Source organism: Rhodococcus sp. CX, from assembly GCF_015865005.1.
GTDB lineage: Bacteria > Actinomycetota > Actinomycetes > Mycobacteriales > Mycobacteriaceae > Rhodococcus.
This window is the reverse complement of record NZ_JADZGH010000070.1, coordinates 1-17,761: the sequence shown is the minus strand read 5'-3', so window position 1 is coordinate 17,761 and position 17,761 is coordinate 1. Positions and strand designations below refer to the sequence as shown.

Annotated in this window: 18 protein-coding genes and 1 riboswitch; of the genes, 11 read left to right on the top strand and 7 right to left on the bottom strand. The window is 69.7% G+C overall.

Features of this window, described 5'->3' with window-relative positions; translation table 11 throughout:
• Positions 1-845 (bottom strand): AMP-binding protein (locus tag I0Q12_RS32315; RefSeq protein ID WP_231610223.1); only part of this gene is annotated, 845 nt, incomplete at its 3' end.
• Positions 846-1,038: 193 nt separating this feature from the next.
• Positions 1,039-1,155: riboswitch (SAM riboswitch) on the top strand.
• Between the two features lie 65 nt (positions 1,156-1,220).
• Here I0Q12_RS32315 and I0Q12_RS07640 point away from each other — a divergent pair.
• The 3 genes from I0Q12_RS07640 to I0Q12_RS07635 all read left to right on the top strand — a co-directional run bounded on the left by I0Q12_RS07640 (position 1,221) and on the right by I0Q12_RS07635 (position 3,325).
• Positions 1,221-2,534 carry an aminotransferase class V-fold PLP-dependent enzyme gene (locus tag I0Q12_RS07640; RefSeq protein ID WP_197251359.1) on the top strand — a complete coding sequence of 438 codons (1,314 nt, stop codon included), beginning with the start codon at positions 1,221-1,223 and terminating at the stop codon, positions 2,532-2,534.
• Between the two features lie 45 nt (positions 2,535-2,579).
• Complete coding sequence (locus I0Q12_RS35085) at positions 2,580-2,672, top strand: putative leader peptide (protein WP_368862574.1); 93 nt, start codon at positions 2,580-2,582, stop codon at positions 2,670-2,672.
• Between the two features lie 65 nt (positions 2,673-2,737).
• On the top strand, positions 2,738-3,325 hold the full coding sequence (locus I0Q12_RS07635) for a hypothetical protein (RefSeq protein WP_197251358.1): 588 nt from the start codon (positions 2,738-2,740) through the stop codon (positions 3,323-3,325).
• An 81-nt stretch (positions 3,326-3,406) separates the two neighbouring features.
• Here I0Q12_RS07635 and I0Q12_RS07630 read toward each other — a convergent pair whose 3' ends face one another.
• The 4 genes from I0Q12_RS07630 to I0Q12_RS07615 form a co-directional block, all read right to left on the bottom strand.
• Positions 3,407-3,889, bottom strand: a complete 483-nt coding sequence (locus I0Q12_RS07630) for a winged helix-turn-helix domain-containing protein (protein ID WP_197251357.1) — start codon at positions 3,887-3,889, stop codon at positions 3,407-3,409.
• Complete coding sequence (locus tag I0Q12_RS07625; RefSeq protein ID WP_197251356.1) at positions 3,886-4,449, bottom strand: flavin reductase family protein; 564 nt, start codon at positions 4,447-4,449, stop codon at positions 3,886-3,888. The genes I0Q12_RS07630 and I0Q12_RS07625 overlap by 4 nt, the downstream gene beginning before the upstream one ends.
• Positions 4,450-4,644: 195 nt before the next feature.
• Entirely contained in the window at positions 4,645-5,118 is a 474-nt protein-coding gene (locus I0Q12_RS07620) for a YbaK/EbsC family protein (protein WP_197251355.1), read from the bottom strand.
• Between the two features lie 40 nt (positions 5,119-5,158).
• Positions 5,159-5,680 carry a 2-oxo-4-hydroxy-4-carboxy-5-ureidoimidazoline decarboxylase gene (locus I0Q12_RS07615; RefSeq protein ID WP_197251354.1) on the bottom strand — a complete coding sequence of 174 codons (522 nt, stop codon included), beginning with the start codon at positions 5,678-5,680 and terminating at the stop codon, positions 5,159-5,161.
• Positions 5,681-5,868: 188 nt separating this feature from the next.
• Between I0Q12_RS07615 and I0Q12_RS07610 the strand changes: the two genes are divergently transcribed.
• Positions 5,869-6,699 carry a crotonase/enoyl-CoA hydratase family protein gene (locus tag I0Q12_RS07610; protein WP_197251353.1) on the top strand — a complete coding sequence of 277 codons (831 nt, stop codon included), beginning with the start codon at positions 5,869-5,871 and terminating at the stop codon, positions 6,697-6,699.
• Between the two features lie 108 nt (positions 6,700-6,807).
• Here the strand turns inward: I0Q12_RS07610 and I0Q12_RS07605 are convergent, their stop codons facing one another.
• Positions 6,808-7,299, bottom strand: a complete 492-nt coding sequence (locus I0Q12_RS07605; protein ID WP_197251352.1) for an inorganic diphosphatase — start codon at positions 7,297-7,299, stop codon at positions 6,808-6,810.
• A 164-nt stretch (positions 7,300-7,463) separates the two neighbouring features.
• On the opposite strand from I0Q12_RS07605, the gene dacB reads away from it, so the two are divergent.
• The 4 genes from dacB to hpt are packed head-to-tail and all read left to right on the top strand — an operon-like array spanning position 7,464 to position 11,502.
• Entirely contained in the window at positions 7,464-8,873 is a 1,410-nt protein-coding gene (gene dacB, locus I0Q12_RS07600; RefSeq protein WP_197251351.1) for a D-alanyl-D-alanine carboxypeptidase/D-alanyl-D-alanine-endopeptidase, read from the top strand.
• A complete protein-coding gene (locus tag I0Q12_RS07595; protein ID WP_374068621.1) occupies positions 8,870-9,907 on the top strand; it encodes a zinc-dependent metalloprotease in 1,038 nt (345 codons plus the stop codon). The genes dacB and I0Q12_RS07595 overlap by 4 nt, the downstream gene beginning before the upstream one ends.
• A gap of 5 nt (positions 9,908-9,912) precedes the next feature.
• On the top strand, positions 9,913-10,926 hold the full coding sequence (locus I0Q12_RS07590; protein ID WP_307846098.1) for an ATP-binding protein: 1,014 nt from the start codon (positions 9,913-9,915) through the stop codon (positions 10,924-10,926).
• A gap of 21 nt (positions 10,927-10,947) precedes the next feature.
• The gene (gene hpt, locus I0Q12_RS07585) at positions 10,948-11,502 is read left to right on the top strand and encodes a hypoxanthine phosphoribosyltransferase (RefSeq protein ID WP_197251350.1); all 555 of its coding nucleotides are present in this window, start codon (positions 10,948-10,950) and stop codon (positions 11,500-11,502) included.
• Positions 11,503-11,557: 55 nt separating this feature from the next.
• On the opposite strand, the gene I0Q12_RS07580 is transcribed toward hpt, so the two are convergent.
• Entirely contained in the window at positions 11,558-13,534 is a 1,977-nt protein-coding gene (locus tag I0Q12_RS07580; protein ID WP_197251349.1) for a serine/threonine-protein kinase, read from the bottom strand.
• Positions 13,535-13,785: 251 nt separating this feature from the next.
• On the opposite strand from I0Q12_RS07580, the gene ftsH reads away from it, so the two are divergent.
• The 3 genes from ftsH to folP form a co-directional block, all read left to right on the top strand.
• A complete protein-coding gene (gene ftsH / locus I0Q12_RS07575) occupies positions 13,786-16,227 on the top strand; it encodes an ATP-dependent zinc metalloprotease FtsH (RefSeq protein WP_197251348.1) in 2,442 nt (813 codons plus the stop codon).
• A 16-nt stretch (positions 16,228-16,243) separates the two neighbouring features.
• A complete protein-coding gene (gene folE, locus I0Q12_RS07570) occupies positions 16,244-16,909 on the top strand; it encodes a GTP cyclohydrolase I FolE (protein WP_374068620.1) in 666 nt (221 codons plus the stop codon).
• Between the two features lie 32 nt (positions 16,910-16,941).
• The coding region (folP, locus tag I0Q12_RS07565) for a dihydropteroate synthase (protein ID WP_197251368.1) at positions 16,942-17,761 on the top strand (820 nt) is incomplete at its 3' end.

The window sequence follows — 17,761 nt, the reverse complement described above, 5'->3', positions numbered from 1 at the left end:
GCCTCCCCGCCGAAGATGAGGAGTCGCACTGCTTCGAGCGCTTCGGCGGGCCACATCGCCGCGAGCGTGGGCACGGTGGACACGACGGTGACATCGCGGGAGACCAGCCACGGACCCAGATCCATGCCGGAGCGCACGAGCGATCGGGGTGCGGGGACCAGGCACGCGCCGTGCCGCCACGCCAGCCACATCTCCTCGCACGACGCGTCGAATGCCACCGACAGGCCGGCGAGTACCCGGTCGCCTGGTCCGATCGGGTTGTCCTGCAAGAACATTCGCGCTTCGGCATCGACGAAGGCGGCGGCGTTGCGGTGCGTGACCGCGACGCCCTTCGGGGTGCCGGTCGACCCTGAGGTGAAGATGATCCAGGCGTCGTCGTCGAGCCGCGGTCCGCGGATCTGCGGATTCGCGGCCGCAGGTGCGGTGCCGGGGCCGATCCCGTTCTCGGTGACGATCGCGGTGACCCCCGCCTCCCCGAACACCAGCTCGGCTCGTTCGTCGGGATCGTCCGCGTCGACCGGAACGTACGCCGCGCCCGCGGCCAGCACCGACAGGATCGTGACGTACAGGTCCTTCGTGCCCGACGGCATGCGCACCCCGACCCGGTCGCCGGCGCCGACGCCCGCGTCGGTCAGTCGGTAGGCGCCGGCGACGATCTCCTCCGCCAGCTCCGCGTAGCTGAGCATGACCTTGCCGTCGTCGATCGCGGGGGCGTCGGGATGGGCGTCGGCGGTGCTGCGCAGGATGTCGACGAGGGTCCGCGCGGGAGGCGCGAACGAGGAGCGCAGGTACTCGTCCGGTATTCGAGCCGGCCGACCCGGATCCGTCTTGGGCTGGACAGACAATCTGCGTCCTTCTCTAGGTGTCGATGCGTGTGGCCGGTTGTCTCACGACCGGGTGGACGGCAGGTGAACTCCCTGCCGGCGGGGCGGTCGCTTCGACCGATTGTGCTCCGGACCATCGACTTCTCGCCTGTCGACCGCACGCGAAATGTTTCGGTTTGACAACAGCGGCGGCGTGCTGTCATCCTCTTCGGCAGGTCACGAGTACCAGCATCAAGCCCCGGCTCGCTGGTCGGCAACCCTCCTCCGCGGTGGGGTGCTCCGGGTGACGACCAGGCTGTGGTTCCAACACCGGACGCAGCAAGCGCGGACTCCGCCGGCGATCCATCATCGTCGTGGCGATCACCGACGGGTCCCTGGACAGACAAGGGATTACTGATGACTGCTGCAACGACCGCCACCTGCATCGCCCCCATCGCTCGCGTTTCCGGCTGTGACCTGCAGGTTCCGCTCGTCCAGGGCGGTACCTGCACCTACGCCAACTTCGACTACGCCGCGAGCGCTCCGGCCCTGGCCGCCGTCACCGACCGCATCGCCGAACTGCTGCCCTTCTACGCCAGCGTTCACCGCGGCGCCGGCTATGCCTCGCGTGTGACCACGGATGCCTACGAGAAGTGCCGGACCGTGGTCTCCGGATTCGTCGGCGCCGCCGACGACCAGGTCGTCGTGTTCACCCGCAACACCACCGATTCCCTGAACCTGCTCGCGACCGCCGTGCCCGGTGACGTCGTGCTCCTCGACATCGAGCACCACGCGAACCTGTTGCCGTGGAAGAACTCCCGCATCGTCGAGGCCGCCGACACGGTCGCCGGGACGGTCGAGCGACTCGCCGCGGAACTGCGCCGCGCGCCGGCCGCGCTGCTCGCGATCACCGGAGCCTCGAACGTCACCGGTGAGCTGCTGCCCATCGAGGAACTCGCGAACCTCGCGCACGAGTGCGGTGCCCGCATCCTCGTCGACGGCGCACAGTTGGTCCCGCACCGGCGCGTCGACCTCGCCGCGACCGACGTCGACTACCTCGCGTTCTCCGGTCACAAGACGTACGCGCCGTTCGGTGCCGGCGTCCTGGTCGGCCGTCGCGACTGGCTCGATGTGGCCGAGCCCTACCTCGCCGGTGGCGGCGCGGTGCGCGAGGTGCGCCTGGACCACACCGACTGGGCCTGCGCCCCGGCGCGCCACGAGGCCGGTTCGCCGAACGTGCTCGGCGCGGCCGCGATCGCGGCGGCCTGCGAAGCGCTCGCCGGTTTCGACGCCGACGCCGTCGCCCGCCACGAAGAGGAACTGAGCCGTCTGCTGGTCGAGGGTCTGCGCGAAATCGATGGCGTCGAACTGCTGCGCCTCTGGGAGGACTCGAGCGAGTCCGTCGGCATCGTGACCTTCACGGTCGCGGGCTACGAACCCGCCGAGGTCGCGGCGTACCTGTCAGCGGAGCACGGCATCGGCGTCCGCGACGGTCGTTTCTGCGCGCATCCGCTGCTCGCCCGCGTCGGCCGCGCCGGAGGTGCGGTGCGTGCCTCCCTCGGCCTGGGCAGCTCGTCCGCCGATGTGGAGCGTCTGGTCGGTGCCGTGCGTCGCCTCGTCGAGCACGGCCCGTCCTGGACCTACGCGAAGACCGACGGCCTGTGGGGCCCGTCCCCGGAGACCCGCCCGGGTCTCGCGGCGGAGGGCGCGGGCGCGTCGGAGTGCGTCTGATCACCCCGATCGACAATTTCCCACAAGATCGGTAGGGTATTGCCCATGGCATCGCAGACCGCATCGAACGTCGTCGCACAGTGGTGCCGTCGTCATGTCGATCTGTGCCGTACCGCTTCCGGCATGTGTACGAGCTGAACGACACCCCAGTCTCCACAGCTCATCGCCGCGGGATCGCCTGCGGCAGTTCGAAGGAACCCCACATGTCGTACAACAACATCGTTCACACCGTGTCGTCCGCGCGCCCGCTGCGTGTCGCCGTCGAGCTCTCCGGTCCGTCCGGCCCGCACTACTGGGCCGATCTCACCGCCGGCCGGCCCGGCGAGGAGTCGCTCGATCTCAGTGCGCCGCAGCCGAATGTCGTGCGGATCCGCGCCACCGATCTGCGCGAGACCCGCAAGGCCACCGATCGCGTCCGTGCCGGGCTCGTCGCCGAGGGTCGGGACCCCGGCAGCGTCACCGTCCTGGTCGATCTCGAGGTGGTCGTCGCATCCGAGGCCCGCAGCGCGCGGAAGCAGTACGCGCAGTTGGATGTTCCGCGCGCGTCGGACACCCTGTCGTACGTCGGTACCCCGCAGGGGCTCGCCGGCCTCATCGCCGACATCCACTCCACGCACGTCGCGGACGGTGTCACCCTCGTTCCGCTGGCGGCGCCGTTCACCGTGGAACACATCATCGACGGAACGCTGCCGTGGCTCGAGGCCCGCGGCCTCGCGGCGACCGCGCCGTCCGTCGTGGAAGTGTTGCGCCGCTTCGGAACCGGTGGCCGGGGCCTCGTCCGCGCCTCCTGAGTATCCCGGCGCGAGCCGGTCACGATTCGAAAAGCCGAGTGGGGCGAGAGAACGGATTCTCTCGCCCCACTCGCTGTGTCTTCAGGCCGAACGCCGGGTCAGGGGTTCGACGACGTGCACGCCGGGATCGGGGTCGAAACGGTAGCCGGTTCCCCGCACCGTCGTGATGATGGATCCGAATCTTCCCAGCTTCGTGCGGATTCGGGACACGTGGACGTCGACGCTGCGACCGCGTCCGTGGTCGACGCTCGCCGCGGCGGGATCGAGTTCGCGCAGTACCGATCGGGACACGACCACGCGAGGTCGCCGGACCAGGCGGGACAGGATTTCGAATTCGGTGTGGCTGAGTGGAACCCGGGCGTTGTCGAGGATCACGTCGCGGGCCGGAAGATCGATCACCAGCGGCACCGGTGTGGAGCTGAGCAGCGTGTGTGTGCTCGCTCCCGGCACGAGGTCCCGAGCGGTTTCGCGCAACGCGTCGGCGAGCGCGGCGAGATCCGCCGACGAGCGCACGCCGGTGTTCGAAAGCTGAACGACCAGTACGAGTTCGGGTGTTGTGGTCATGGTGTGGTGTCCAATGGTGTGGGCCGGTGGTAGACGCCGTCGTGGTAGAGCAACGGCGCCGCCGTCGACTCGGTGTCGGAGACGTGCGTGTGGGTGACGAGGCCGACGACCAGCGTGCTGTCTCCGGCCGGAATCAATTGGTGCACAAGCAGACGCAGGCGCACGGGAGTGTCGTGGAGTACCGGTTCGCCGGTGTCGAGGCGGTCCCACAGGGAACGGTCGGCGAAGCGTTCCTCGGCGCTGCGTGCGAAACGCTGTGCCAGATGCTGCTGGTCCTCGCCCAGGAGGTGCACCACGAGCGAGTCCGCCGCGTGCACGGCGTCGATGCTCGACGAGGTCCGAGTGATGTTGAACGACACCAGCGGTGGGTTCAGCGACAGCGAGGAGAACGACGTCGCGGTGAAGCCGACCGGGCCGTTTCCGGCGTCGAGCGTGACGACGGTGACGCCTGCAGGGTGGCGGCGCAACGCGGAGCGGTACTCCTCGTTGCCGACGCCCAGGGCGAATTCGGGTGCGGTGGCGTCGGCGCGATCGGCGACAGGGGAATGTGATGTGGGCATGGCCGTCCCTGAAAAAGGCTCGTCCCCGGAAGAAACTGGGGGACAAGGCGAGTGATGAGATGGAATGGGTGTGGGCGTCAGGCCGCACACAGGCACGAGCGGGTACGGCACAGGTCGACGTGCCTGCGGCTCCACGCTCGGATAGTCACGGTGACACTATAGTGCAGCGGTTCCGGTTCCGATACCGCGGGCCGGTCAGTCCATGTCCACGTCCATGCCCGCGGTGATGCGCAGAAGTTCCCGATAGGTCGTGCGGAACACCGTGTTCGGGTATCCGCCCGCGGCCCACAACAGCGGATGCGCCTCGAGCGCGCGATCCACATAGGTCGGCAGATTGGTGGGGTGGCCGAGCGGCGCGACACCGCCGACCGGTTGCGCGGTGACCTCCGTGACAAGCTCCGGCGACGCCGGCACCAGTGTGCCGCCGAGGCGCTCGCCGCAGCGCCGGACATCGACCCGATGGGCTCCGGAGACCAACAAGAGAACCGGTTCGCCGTCGAGTTCGAACACGAGCGATTTCACGATCGCACCGACGTCGACGCCCAGCGCCGCGGCCGCCTGCTCGGCGGTGTGCACCGACTCCGGCTGGGTGAGGATCAGGCCGGGATGGCCGCGGGAGATGAGCGTGTCGGCCACGTGAACGGCGTTCGGATGCAGTGTCGCGGACATGGTTCCAATGTAGGAGCGGACCGCATCTGTCGCGCGGGGATCAGTAGAGCGGAAAGCCGTCCTCCGGTCCCAGCATGCGTTCGAGGCGGGTGCGCGTGATCTTCGCGAGTTCGTCGGTGCGGATCTTCCGCTCGGCGTCGATCTCGTTGTCGAGGCGGTGCACGAGGTCGACGAGCAGCTCGTCGGGCCCGCGGTCTGCCGCACACCACAGATAGCGGAAGCCGAACCTCTCCTCGTACACCTGCGCCGAGTGGGCGATCTCCGCCATCATGAGCGGATCGTCGGTCCACACCGAACACTGCTCGGCGCGCGAATGGGTGCTGCGCGGCCGGACACCGACGATCGGGTGGCACTCCAGGGCCTCGGCGATGCTCGACTCGTCCAACGTGACGAGCACTGCGTCGGCGCGGGCGAACAGTTCGGTGTAGCTCGCGTACGGGCGTCCGGCGGCCACCGGGTTCGCCCAGGCGAGCGTCGCGCAGCATTCGTACAAGGCGTGAACGGTGCCGCGGCGGCTGAGGGCGTTGAACGCACCGAGACCGATTCCCTGATGCAGAAGCATGGCCTGCGCTCCTCTCCGAGACGGACCGCCCCGGGAAACCCCGGCGCTGCGGTCGGATCCAGCTTCCCTCGTGTGCGGGCGTGTCTCCAGAGCTGTGACCGGGAGTTTTCGAGTCTTTAACACCGCTCGGGGGTGAACGTGACGGGGAGCTCGGTGTGAACGACCGGCAAAGATATTACTCTCGAGTAATGACCGATCATTCCAGCTGGAAAGCATTCACCGTCGAGGTCGAGGCGCACGTCGCACGCGTGACCCTCGTCGGACCCGGCAAGGGCAACGCCATGGGACCCGAGTTCTGGTCCGAGCTGCCCGAGGTGTTCGCCGCACTCGACGCCGACGACGAGGTGCGCGCCGTCGTCCTCGCCGGCTCCGGCAAGCACTTCTCGTTCGGGCTGGACCTGCCCGCGATGAGCGGCGACCTCGGCAAGGTTCTCGCCGACAAGGCGCTGGCCAAGCCGCGCACCGACTTCCACGCGATGATCAAGCGCATGCAGGCGGCGATCACCGCCGTCGCCGATTGCCGCAAGCCCGTCGTCGCCGCCGTGCAGGGCTGGTGCATCGGTGGCGGCGTCGACCTGATCACCGCGGCGGACATCCGCTACGCCTCGGCGGACGCCAAGTTCAGCGTCCGTGAGGTGAAGGTCGGTATGGTCGCCGACGTCGGGACCCTCGCCCGCCTCCCGCTCATCGTCGGCGACGGCCACACCCGCGAACTCGCCCTCACCGGCAAGGACATCGACGCCGCCCGCGCCGAGAAGATCGGTCTCGTCAACGACGTGTTCGACGACGCCGAGGCCACCCTCGCCGCCGCCCACGCGACCGCCGCGGAGATCGCCGCCAACCCGCCGCTCGTGGTCCACGGCATCAAGGACGTCCTCGATCACAGCCGCTCCCCGCAGGTCGACGACAGCCTCCGCTACGTCGCGGCGTGGAACGCGGCGTTCCTGCCCTCCGAGGACCTGACCGAGGCGATCTCCGCCATCTTCGAGAAGCGCCCCCCGAACTTCCGGGGAGCCTGATCTTCGGGCTCCGCCCGAAAACGAGCGAACGGTACATTCAGTCGGTCAGATCGACTGAATGTACCGTTCGCTCGGAAAAAAGAGGGGGTCGAAAGAGACCGGCCCGGCTCAGTGGCCGCCGTTCTCCTTCAGCCGCGCGATCGACGCCTCGACCTCGGCCTCGGCCTCGGCCCGACCGACCCAGTCGGCGGCCTCGACGTGCTTGCCCGGCTCGAGATCCTTGTAGTGCACGAAGAAGTGCTTGATCGCATCGAGCTCGAACTGCGCGACGTCGGAGATGTCCTGGATGTGATCCCAGCGCGGATCGCCGGCCGGCACGGCCAGGATCTTGTCGTCGCCACCGGCCTCGTCGACCATCTTGAACATGCCGACGGGGCGGGCCTCGACGATGACACCCGGGAAGACCGACTCGGGGAGCAGCACCATGCAGTCCAGCGGGTCACCGTCCTCGCCGAGGGTGTTCTCGATGTAGCCGTAGTCGGCCGGGTAACCGAACGACGTGTAGAGGTAGCGATCCAGCTTCACGCGGCCGGTCTCGTGATCGACCTCGTACTTGTTGCGCTGTCCCTTGGGGATCTCGATGGTGACGTCGAACTCCACGCCGGTGTCCTCACTTCGTCGGTGATTGGCTGTCGCTCCAACTGCCGCGATCGCGGCGATGGTCCGCAGAGAGGATAACGGGAGCGGGGCTACCCTGGTGGACGCAGGTGCCGGACCCACCCGGGCGGCCACCAGGGCGCGGGAGTCTCGAACGCAGCGGAGGCGTGTTGGCGGGTCAGGATAAGAACAAGAAGCTCGGCGGGCTCGAAGCGCGCCGCCGGCGAAGCCTCCGCATCCTGATCGGCATCTGGGGCACCGGATTCCTCGCGCTCGTCGTCGGCGGCACATTCGCGCTGTCGGAGATCGTGGGCAGCGACGCCGAGGCCGCGATCACTCCGGCGCCCGGCCCGGTCACCGCGACCCCTCAGGTCGCTCCCGTGCCCGCCGACGCTCCGGCGCCCGTCGCCGCCGCGCTCGGCGCGATTCTGGCGCCCACCGTGGCCGATCCCGCGCTCGGCACCCTCACCGGGTCCGTCACCGACACCGCCACCGGCACGGTCCTGTGGGCGCAGGATCCCGACCGCCCGATGATTCCGGCGTCGACCACGAAGGTCCTCACCGCCGCGGCGGCGCTGCTGTCGCTGCCACCCGACCACCGGGTGTCCACGCGGGTCGTCGAGGGCAGCCGTCCCGGCGAGATCGTGCTCGTCGCCGGCGGCGATCCCACGCTCACCGCTCTTCCGGTCGGGCAGGACGGCTTCTACCCGGGCGCGCCGCGCGTCGCGGATCTCGTTCAGCAGATCCAGCGTTCGGGTGCCGTCGTCGACACGGTGCTCGTCGACGTCGGCAGCTACATGGGCGATCCGATGGCCACGGGGTGGATGCCGTCGGACGTCGGGGGCGGCTACATCGCACCGATCGAACCGGTGATGCTCGACGGCGGCCGGTCGATTCCGAACGCGGACGAATCTCCGCGCAGCCCGACGCCCGCGCTCGACGCCGGCCGCGCCCTCGCCGCGGCGCTCGGCGCCGACCCCGCGACCGTCGCGGTCGGGACCGCATCCCCGGGGGCCGCGCCCCTGGCGTCGGTGCAGTCGGCACCTCTGCGCGACCGGCTCCGCCAGATGATGGACCACTCCGACAACGTCCTCGCCGAGACGATCGGCCGCGAGATCGCGATCGCGTCGGGCTCGCCGGCGTCGTTCTCCGGGGCCGTGGACTCCGTGCTCCGCACCCTCACGGCCGCCGGATTCGACGTCGGCGGCGTCACCATGCACGACGTGAGCGGCCTGTCCGTGGACAATCGCATTCCCACGCGGCTGCTCGACGCGGTGATGGCATCCGCCGCCGGCACCGACCAGGACGCGCTGCGCCCGATGCTCGACTACCTGCCGGTCGCGGGGGCCACCGGAACCCTCAGCGCCCGCTACGCATCCGCCAACCGCGACGGCGCCGGCTGGGTGCGCGCGAAGACCGGCACCCTCTCGGAGGCGAGCGGGCTGGTCGGAACCGTCGTCGACGTCGACGGGCGGGTCCTGTCGTTCGCACTGATCGCCAACGGCCGACCGCCCGGCGAGAGCCGGTCTGCACTCGACGCGGTCGCTGCGACTCTCCGGGGGTGCGGATGCCGATGACCGGCCGCGACCACACCATCGGCGACGCGATCGACTGGTCGTTCGCGGCCGGGGTGGGTGCGCGACTGGCCCGGCCGGGTCCGGCGATGTCCCGGTACACCGCCGATGCCGTCGTGGCCGAACTCGCCGACGCCGCCGACCGGGCCGAGCAGCCGGTGCGGGAACTCACCGGTCTCGGTGACGGCCACGACGCTCCGGCGCCCGCCCGGGTCGTGGACCGCAGCGGCTGGGTGCAGGCCGCGGCGGGGTCGATGGCCGACCTCACCGGCGGCGGACAGAACGGCACGTCCTGGATGGGCAAGCCCGCCGGCATGCAGGCCGGCGCGATGCTCGCGTACCTGTCGTCGGCGGTACTCGGCCAGTACGACCCGTTCTCGCGGACCCTGCTCCTCGTCGCACCGAACGTCGTCGCGGTCGAACGCGCGTTGAAGGTCCCGACCGCGGACTTCCGCTTGTGGGTGTGCCTGCACGAGGTCACCCATCGGGTGCAGTTCGCCGAGGCGCCGTGGATGGTCGAGCTGATGCGCACCGCCACCGCCGAACTCGGGGCCGCCGCCGACGAGCCCGTCTCCGAGCTGGTGGGCCGGGTCGTCGCCGTCGTCCGCGACCGCCGCAGCAACGACGAGAAGCAGATGTCCGAGCGCGGTGTCCTCGGTCTGCTGCGGGCCACCCAGTCGGAATCCCAGCAACTCGCCCTCGACCGCATGCTCGCGCTCGGCACCCTCCTCGAAGGCCACGCCGACCACGTCATGGATGCCGTCGGCCCCGGGGTGGTTCCCGCGGTCGGCCGCATCCGCCGGGCGTTCGACAACCGGCGGCGCCGCAGCTCGAACCCCGTTCATCGGGTGATCCGCGCGCTGCTGGGCGTGGACGCGAAGATGGCGCAGTACGTGCACGGCAAGAAGTTCGTCGACGCCGTCGTCGCCCGCGTCGGGATGGCGGAGTTCAACGCCGTGTGGTCCGGCCCGGACGCGATGCCCACGCTCGCCGAGATCGACGACCCGGACGCCTGGATCGCCCGGGTCCTGGGCTGAGCGGCGTGGAACAGGACACGACCGTGGACCGGGACACGGCTGTCGGGAGCCGTCCGTTGCTGCCCGAGACCCCGGCGATCCACGAGGTCCGGCTGGCCGTGCGGGCATGGCTCGGCCGCCACGAGGTGCGGGCGGTGGCGGTGGGTCTTTCCGGCGGCGCGGACTCGGCCGCCCTGACCGCCGCGGCGGTCGCCGAGGCGGATTCGGTGCGGGCGGTCGTCGTCGATCACCGGCTGCAGGCCGGCTCCGATGTCGTCGCGGCGCGGGCCGCGGATTTCGCCCGTGCGCGGGGGTGCACGTCGGTGCAGGTCGTCCCGGTGGAGGTGACCGGGCCCGGTGGGCTCGAGGCTGCGGCTCGGGCCGTGCGGTACCGGGCACTCGACGACAACCGCGCCGACCTGCCGGTGCTGCTCGGGCACACCCTCGACGACCAGGCCGAAACCGTGCTGCTCGGCCTGGGCCGCGGCTCCGGCCTCCGTTCGATCCGCGGCATGGCCGATTTCGACGAACCCTGGGGCCGGCCGCTGCTCGGAGTGCGCCGCGAGTTCGGGTACGAGCCCTACGAGGACGCGCACAACAGCGATCCGCGGTTCACCCGCGTGCGGTTGCGCACCGAAGTGCTGCCGCTGCTCGAAGAGGTGCTCGGCGGCGGTGTCGCGCCGGCGCTGGCCCGGACGGCGGCGCAACTACGCGAGGACGGGGAAGTGCTCGACGCGGCCGCGGACGAGGCGCTGGTCTCCGCGGGTGGAGACGGCGCCGGACTCGACGTGGAATCGCTCGAGCCGGTGCACCCCGCGGTGCGGCGGCGCGCGCTGCGGCGCTGGCTCGCCGAAGCCGGTGCGTCGGCGCCCACGGACCGGACGTTGCGGGCCGTCGACGACCTGATCGGCCGCTGGCACGGGCAGGGTCCCGTGGCGGTCGGGCGTGGGCCGCGACCGGGGACCAGGTTGGTCGTGTCGCGTCGGCGTGGCAGGCTGGTCATGGTGTTCGTCGACCAGCAGCGGTGTGCGGACGACTGACGGAAGGGCAGGAACGAACCGGTGTACGAGAGCGACATTGCGTCGGTATTGATCTCCGAAGAGCAGATCAAGGAGCGCACGGCCGAGCTGGCCGAGTCCATTGCCAAGCGTTACCCGGTGGGTGCGCCCGAGGGCGACCTTCTGCTCATCGGCGTGCTCAAGGGTGCGATCTTCTTCATGACCGACTTCGCCCGTGCCATGCCCATCCCCACCCAGATGGAGTTCATGGCGGTCAGCTCGTACGGGTCGTCGACGTCGTCGTCGGGTGTGGTGCGCATTCTCAAGGACCTCGACAAGGACATCGCGGGCCGCAACGTGCTCATCGTCGAGGACATCATCGACTCCGGCCTCACGCTGTCGTGGCTGATCCGCAACCTGTCCTCGCGCAATCCCGCGTCGCTCGAGGTGGTGACGCTGCTGCGCAAGCCCGAAGCCGTCAAGATCGACGTGCACGTCGCCGATGTCGGCTTCGACATCCCGGACGAGTTCGTCGTCGGCTACGGCCTCGACTACGACGAGCGGTATCGCGACCTTCCGTACATCGGCACCCTCGACCCCAAGGTCTACTCGAGCTGACGTCGGCGCCCGGCACGTTTCAGTGCCCCGGTATGTTTCAGTGACGCAGCATGTTTCAGTGACGCAGCGCGACGGTGCGTCGCAGTGCCTCGAGGTCCTGTTCCATGAGCCGGAACAGCCAGTACACCAGCACGAACGCGGCGATGCTGCCGACGGACAGCACCCGCACCGCGAACAGCACCTGCGGGATCTCGTAGGAGTTCAGGAACGTCACCCCGGCGACCCCGACGAGCGGGACCGCCGCAGCCAGGGCCAGGTAGCGGACGCTGCGGCGGTGCAGACCGTCGAGTTCCCGGGCGTCGGTGGCGTCGGTGGATCCGTGCGGCAGGAACGCCGGATACAGCGACCGCACGACATAGAAGGCGACGAAGAAGAACGGGTAGGCCACGGCGATCGCGCCGCACACCGCCATCGAACTGACGAAGTGCGTGGCGGCGCGCGTGTCGATCTCCCCGGTGATCACGCTCAGTGCCACGGGGAAGATGATGCCGGCCAGGATCCACAGGCTCATCACGACCGCCGCGACCCTGTCGCTGAACAGCAGCGCGTCGTGTCTGGTGCGGGCCAGCGTGACGGCGTCGTAGGTGCGTCCGTGTTGCAATCCGCGCGGCACAGTGATCAGGCGACGGCCCAGGTACACGATCACCAGGGCACCGAGGGGGAACAGCGTCGCGTTCACGATCAGCGACACGACCTCGAAGTTGTGCCTCGCGTCCGGCGGTAGCTTCTCGATGATCAGCGACGAGTTGTGCTGGTAGTTGTAGAGCGCTGCGAGGGCGTTGGGAATCCCGATCGCGGCGACGAGGACCGGCACGACGGGTCTGCGCAACCGGGCTCGCCAGCTGTCCGGTGGGGGATCGACGAGGTCACGGGCGCGGTGGTCGAGGCACAGGTCGAGTTGCTGGGCCAGTTCCGTGCCCGACGACCAGCGGTCCGCCGGATCCGGTTCGAGACACTTCGCGAGTACCCGCCGCAGCGTCTGCGGGCAGTCCGCGGGCAGCTTCGCCATCATTTCGGGGGTCAGGCCGCCGCGCCGGCGCCGCACCATCGTCTCGAGAGCCGGGAGAGTGTTCGTGTCGAGTGCCTCGCCCGGCTCCGGATCCCCCGGGCGGACGCCCGCCAGCAGCTCCCACAGCATCACTCCGAGGGCGTAGATGTCGCTGCGGGTGTCGAGGTCCGCGGCGGATCCCGGCAATCCCGGATGGCACGCCTCGAGCTGTTCCGGCGACATGTAGGCGAGGGAGCCGCCGAGATAGGCGACGGGGGAGCTGCCCCCGACGGACTCGGCGTAGCTGATGTTGAAATCGGCCAGCTTCGGCACACCCTCCGCGGTGAGCAGCACGTTCGCGGGTTTGACGTCGCGGTGCAGCACACCGCGACCGTCGGCGTAGGCGAGCGACTCCGCGAGCCGCCGTCCCAGCCACGCCACGGTTTCCGGCCAGGTCAGCGATTCGAGTTCGCCGCGCACGGTCGATTCCGCCGGCCGGATCTCGCCCTTCTCCGCGAGGGTCGCGTCGATGACGTCGAGCAGCATCGAGCCGGCGCGCTGGTCCGGCGGGGTGCGCCGCACCCGGTGCAGCACGTGCAGCAGTGTCCCGCCCGGGACGTACTGCATGTACAGCAACCGCAGACCCTCGCGCAGCTCGACCACGACTACATCGTCCGCGTGTTCGACCAGCGGATCCTCCCGGATCAGGGTCTGCGCTTCGCTGCCCTGGTCGGGAGAGATCTTCACCGCCACGAGTCGCTGCATCGAGAGCTGGCGGGCCAGGAACACCCGGCCGAAGGCGCCGCGGCCGAGGCTGGTGAGCAGGTCGAAGTCGTCGATCCGCCGTCCGGCGCGCAGTTCGTCGACGGTGACGGGGACGCCGGGGGTCATCGGATCGGTCACGGCGTCGGCGGCCCGGGTGACCTCCGCGGTGCGGGTGGCATCGAACCGGCTCGTCTCGGCGCCCGCGACCTCGGTGGTCTCGGCGCTCGGTATCCGAGTCGGTTCGGTACCGGACAAGGCGTGCGGATCCCGCTCGGCCATGCGAAATGATACCCACGCCCACGGCCCCTCCCGCAGGTGAAGTTGCTCCGCCGAACCGGCCGCGGTACGGGAACGCTGCGTCGGTCCGGGTCGTTGAAGCTCGCGAGGGGCGGAATACGCACCGGCGACGACATCTGCACACGCGGTAATCTGGCTGTGGCCGGATCGTCACCGGTCGACGCACGCTCATCGACGATGACCGCACTGATGACCGCACTATCGAAAGGACCGGCCGGCCGGGCCGAACCTGTATGAATCGCAAGACAGTGTTCCGTAATCTGGCGATAGTCGCCGGCATTCTGTTGGTCATCTACGCCTTCAGTTACTTCGGGAACGACACGCGTGGATTCACCAAGGTCGACACCTCGGTGGCACTCGCGCAGCTCGACTCGAAGAACGTCTCCAAGGCCCAGATCGACGACCGCGAACAGCAGGTCCGTTTGTGGCTGAACAACGGAAACGACGCCACCGAGAACCAGACGCAGATCATCGCGAAGTACCCGGCCTCGGCGTCGGAACAGATCTTCGACAAGGTCGCCGCGTCGGGCGCCGGCGAGTTCGACACCGCCGTCACCCAGGAGAGCTGGCTGACGTCGATCCTGCTGTTCGTCGTTCCGATGATCATCCTGCTCGGCGTGTTCTTCTTCATGATGACGCGCATGCAGGGCGGCGGCCGCGGCGGCATGATGGGCTTCGGCAAGTCCCGCGCCAAGCAGCTCTCGAAGGACATGCCGAAGACGACGTTCGCCGACGTCGCCGGCGCCAACGAGGCTGTCGAAGAGCTGTACGAGATCAAGGACTTCCTGCAGAACCCGGCCCGTTACCAGGCGCTCGGCGCGAAGATCCCGAAGGGCGTGCTGCTGTACGGCCCGCCCGGCACCGGCAAGACGCTGCTCGCACGCGCGGTCGCGGGTGAGGCCGGGGTTCCGTTCTTCACCATCTCCGGTTCCGACTTCGTCGAGATGTTCGTCGGTGTCGGCGCATCCCGGGTGCGCGACCTGTTCGAGCAGGCCAAGCAGAACAGCCCCTGCATCATCTTCGTCGACGAGATCGACGCGGTCGGCCGCCAGCGCGGTGCCGGCCTCGGCGGCGGTCACGACGAGCGCGAGCAGACCCTCAACCAGCTGCTCGTCGAGATGGACGGGTTCGGCGACCGGCAGGGCATCATCCTCATCGCCGCGACGAACCGCCCCGACATCCTCGACCCCGCGCTGCTGCGTCCCGGCCGCTTCGACCGCCAGATCCCGGTGACCAACCCGGACCTCGCCGGCCGCCGCGCGATCCTCCAGGTGCATTCCAAGGGCAAGCCGATCGACCAGAACGCCGACCTCGAAGGTCTGGCGAAGCGCACGGTCGGCATGTCCGGCGCCGACCTGGCGAACGTCGTCAACGAGGCCGCGCTGCTCACCGCCCGCGAGAACGGCACGGTGATCACCGAGGCGATCCTCGAGGAATCCGTCGACCGCGTGATCGGCGGTCCGCGCCGCAAGAGCCGCATCATCAGCGAGCACGAGAAGAAGATCACCGCCTACCACGAGGGTGGACACACCCTCGCCGCGTGGGCGATGCCCGACATCGAGCCCGTGTACAAGGTGACGATCCTCGCGCGCGGCCGCACCGGCGGTCACGCCATGACCGTTCCCGAGGACGACAAGGGCCTGATGACCCGATCCGAGATGATCGCGCGTCTCGTCATGGCGATGGGTGGCCGTGCCGCCGAGGAACTCGTGTTCCACGAGCCCACCACCGGCGCGTCGTCCGACATCGACCAGGCCACCAAGATCGCCCGGGCGATGGTCACCGAGTACGGCATGAGCGCCAAGCTCGGCGCGGTGCGCTACGGGCAGGAACAGGGCGACCCGTTCCTCGGCCGGTCCATGGGACAGGCATCGGACTACTCGCACGAGGTGGCCCGCGAGATCGACGAGGAGGTCCGCAACCTCATCGAGGCGGCCCACACCGAAGCGTGGGCGATCCTCAACGAGTACCGCGACGCGCTCGACGCGCTCGCCGGGGAACTGCTCGAACACGAGACGCTCACCCGCAAGGACCTCGAGCGGATCCTCGCGTCCGTGGAGAAGCGTCCACGCATCACCGCGTTCAACGACTTCGGCGAACGCATCCCGTCGGATCGCCCGCCGATCAAGACCCCCGCGGAGCTCGCCGCCGAACGCGGTGAGCCGTGGCCGCCGCAGCCCGCGGTCCCGAACCTCGCGAAGCCGCAGCCGCTGCCCTCACAGCCGGTGACGCAGCAGCAGGCGCCCCAGCAGCCGGTGATGCCGCATCCGGAACCGGCCCAGCAGCCGGAGCCCTCCCGGTCGGCCACCTCGCAGCAGTACCCGCAGGCCGGCGGTCCCGGTGGGTACGGGACTCCGCCGCAGGGCCCGGGCAACGGCTATCCCGCGCCGCAGCCCGTCCCTGCTTCCGAGCCGATGCCCGGTTTCCCGCAGCCCGGCCAGTACTCCGGCGGGCCGCGGCACGCGACCCGGCCCGACTACGGCGCTCCCGCAGGATGGTCGGCGCCTGGGTGGCCGCCGCAGGAGCCCGAACAGCCACGCAGCACGTATCCCGGCTACCCTCAGTGGACTCAGCCTGCGCGTCCCGCCGACGCCGGCGATCGGCAGGACGAGAATCAGCAGGCACCGGAGCCGCCGCCCACGCAGCCCTGGGAGGGGCCGACCGGCCCGCGCTGAGCCGATTTCAACGAGAGTGGAGGACGGTCGGGTGTCGGTGAACCACCTGGATAGCACTGGGACTGCCGTGACGGCGCCGGGCGACGAGGAGCAGCTGAGTCTGGCGACCGGCCGGGCCTTCGATCAGGCCCGGGCCGAAGCCGCGGTCCGCGAACTGCTCATCGCGGTCGGTGAGGACCCCGACCGGGAAGGGCTGCTGGACACCCCGCGCCGCGTCGCGCGCGCATACCGCGAAGTGTTCGCCGGGCTGTACACGGATCCGGACGAGGTGCTCAACACGACGTTCGACGAAGGTCACCAGGAACTCGTCCTCGTCCGCGACATTCCGCTGTACTCCACCTGCGAACACCACCTGGTGTCCTTCCACGGCGTCGCGCACGTCGGCTACATCCCCGGCCCCACCGGGCGGGTCACGGGACTGTCCAAGCTGGCGCGGCTCGTCGATCTCTATGCGAAGCGCCCGCAGGTGCAGGAACGGCTCACCAGCCAGGTCGCCGACGCGATCGTCCGCAAGCTCGATCCGCGCGGCGCGATCGTCGTCGTCGAGGCCGAACACCTGTGCATGGCGATGCGCGGCATCCGGAAGCCCGGCGCCAGCACCACGACGTCGGCGGTGCGCGGGTTGTTCCAGACCAGCTCGGCGTCCCGCGCCGAAGCCCTGGATCTGATCCTGCGCCGGTGAGCGCGCTGCAGAACCTGAGACGCCCGGTCGTCATGGGTGTTCTCAACGTGACCAGCGATTCGTTCTCGGACGGTGGTCGCTACCTGGATCGCGACGCGGCGATCGCACACGGACTGGAACTGCGGGCGCTCGGCGTCGACATCGTCGACGTCGGTGGTGAATCGACCAGGCCGGGCGCGCAGCGCGTCGACGCCGAGGTCGAGGCGGGCCGCGTCGTCCCGGTGATCGAGGCGCTCGCCGCCGAAGGTGTCGTGACCAGCGTCGACACGATGCGCGCGTCGGTCGCCGAAGCGGCGATCGCGGCGGGCGTGACGCTGGTCAACGACGTGTCGGGTGGTCGCGCCGACGCGGACATGGCCTCGGTCGTCGCGTCCGCGGGCGTGCCGTGGATCCTCATGCACTGGCGGCCGGCGGACGGATTCGTTCATGCCGGCGGTTCCACGCACTACGACGACGTCGTGCGCGAGGTGCGCGACGAGCTGCTCACCCAGGTGGATGTGGCGGTCGCTGCCGGGGTGGACCCGCAGGATCTGATCCTCGATCCCGGCCTCGGATTCGTGAAGCAGCCGGACCACAACTGGGAACTGCTGCGGCGGTTGCCGGAGCTGACCGAGCTCGGATTCCCGGTGCTCATCGGCGCATCCCGCAAGCGATTCCTCGGTTCGCTGCTCGCCGATTCCGACGGCAATCCCCGCCCGCCCGCAGGACGCGAGGTCGCGACCGCGGTGGTGTCGGCGCTCGCGGTCACCCACGGCGCGTGGGGGGTGCGCGTGCACGACGTGCGGTCGTCGCTCGACGCGCTCGCGGTCGCGACCTCGCGTCCTGCGGGCGGGCGGGGATTGCCGTCGGAAT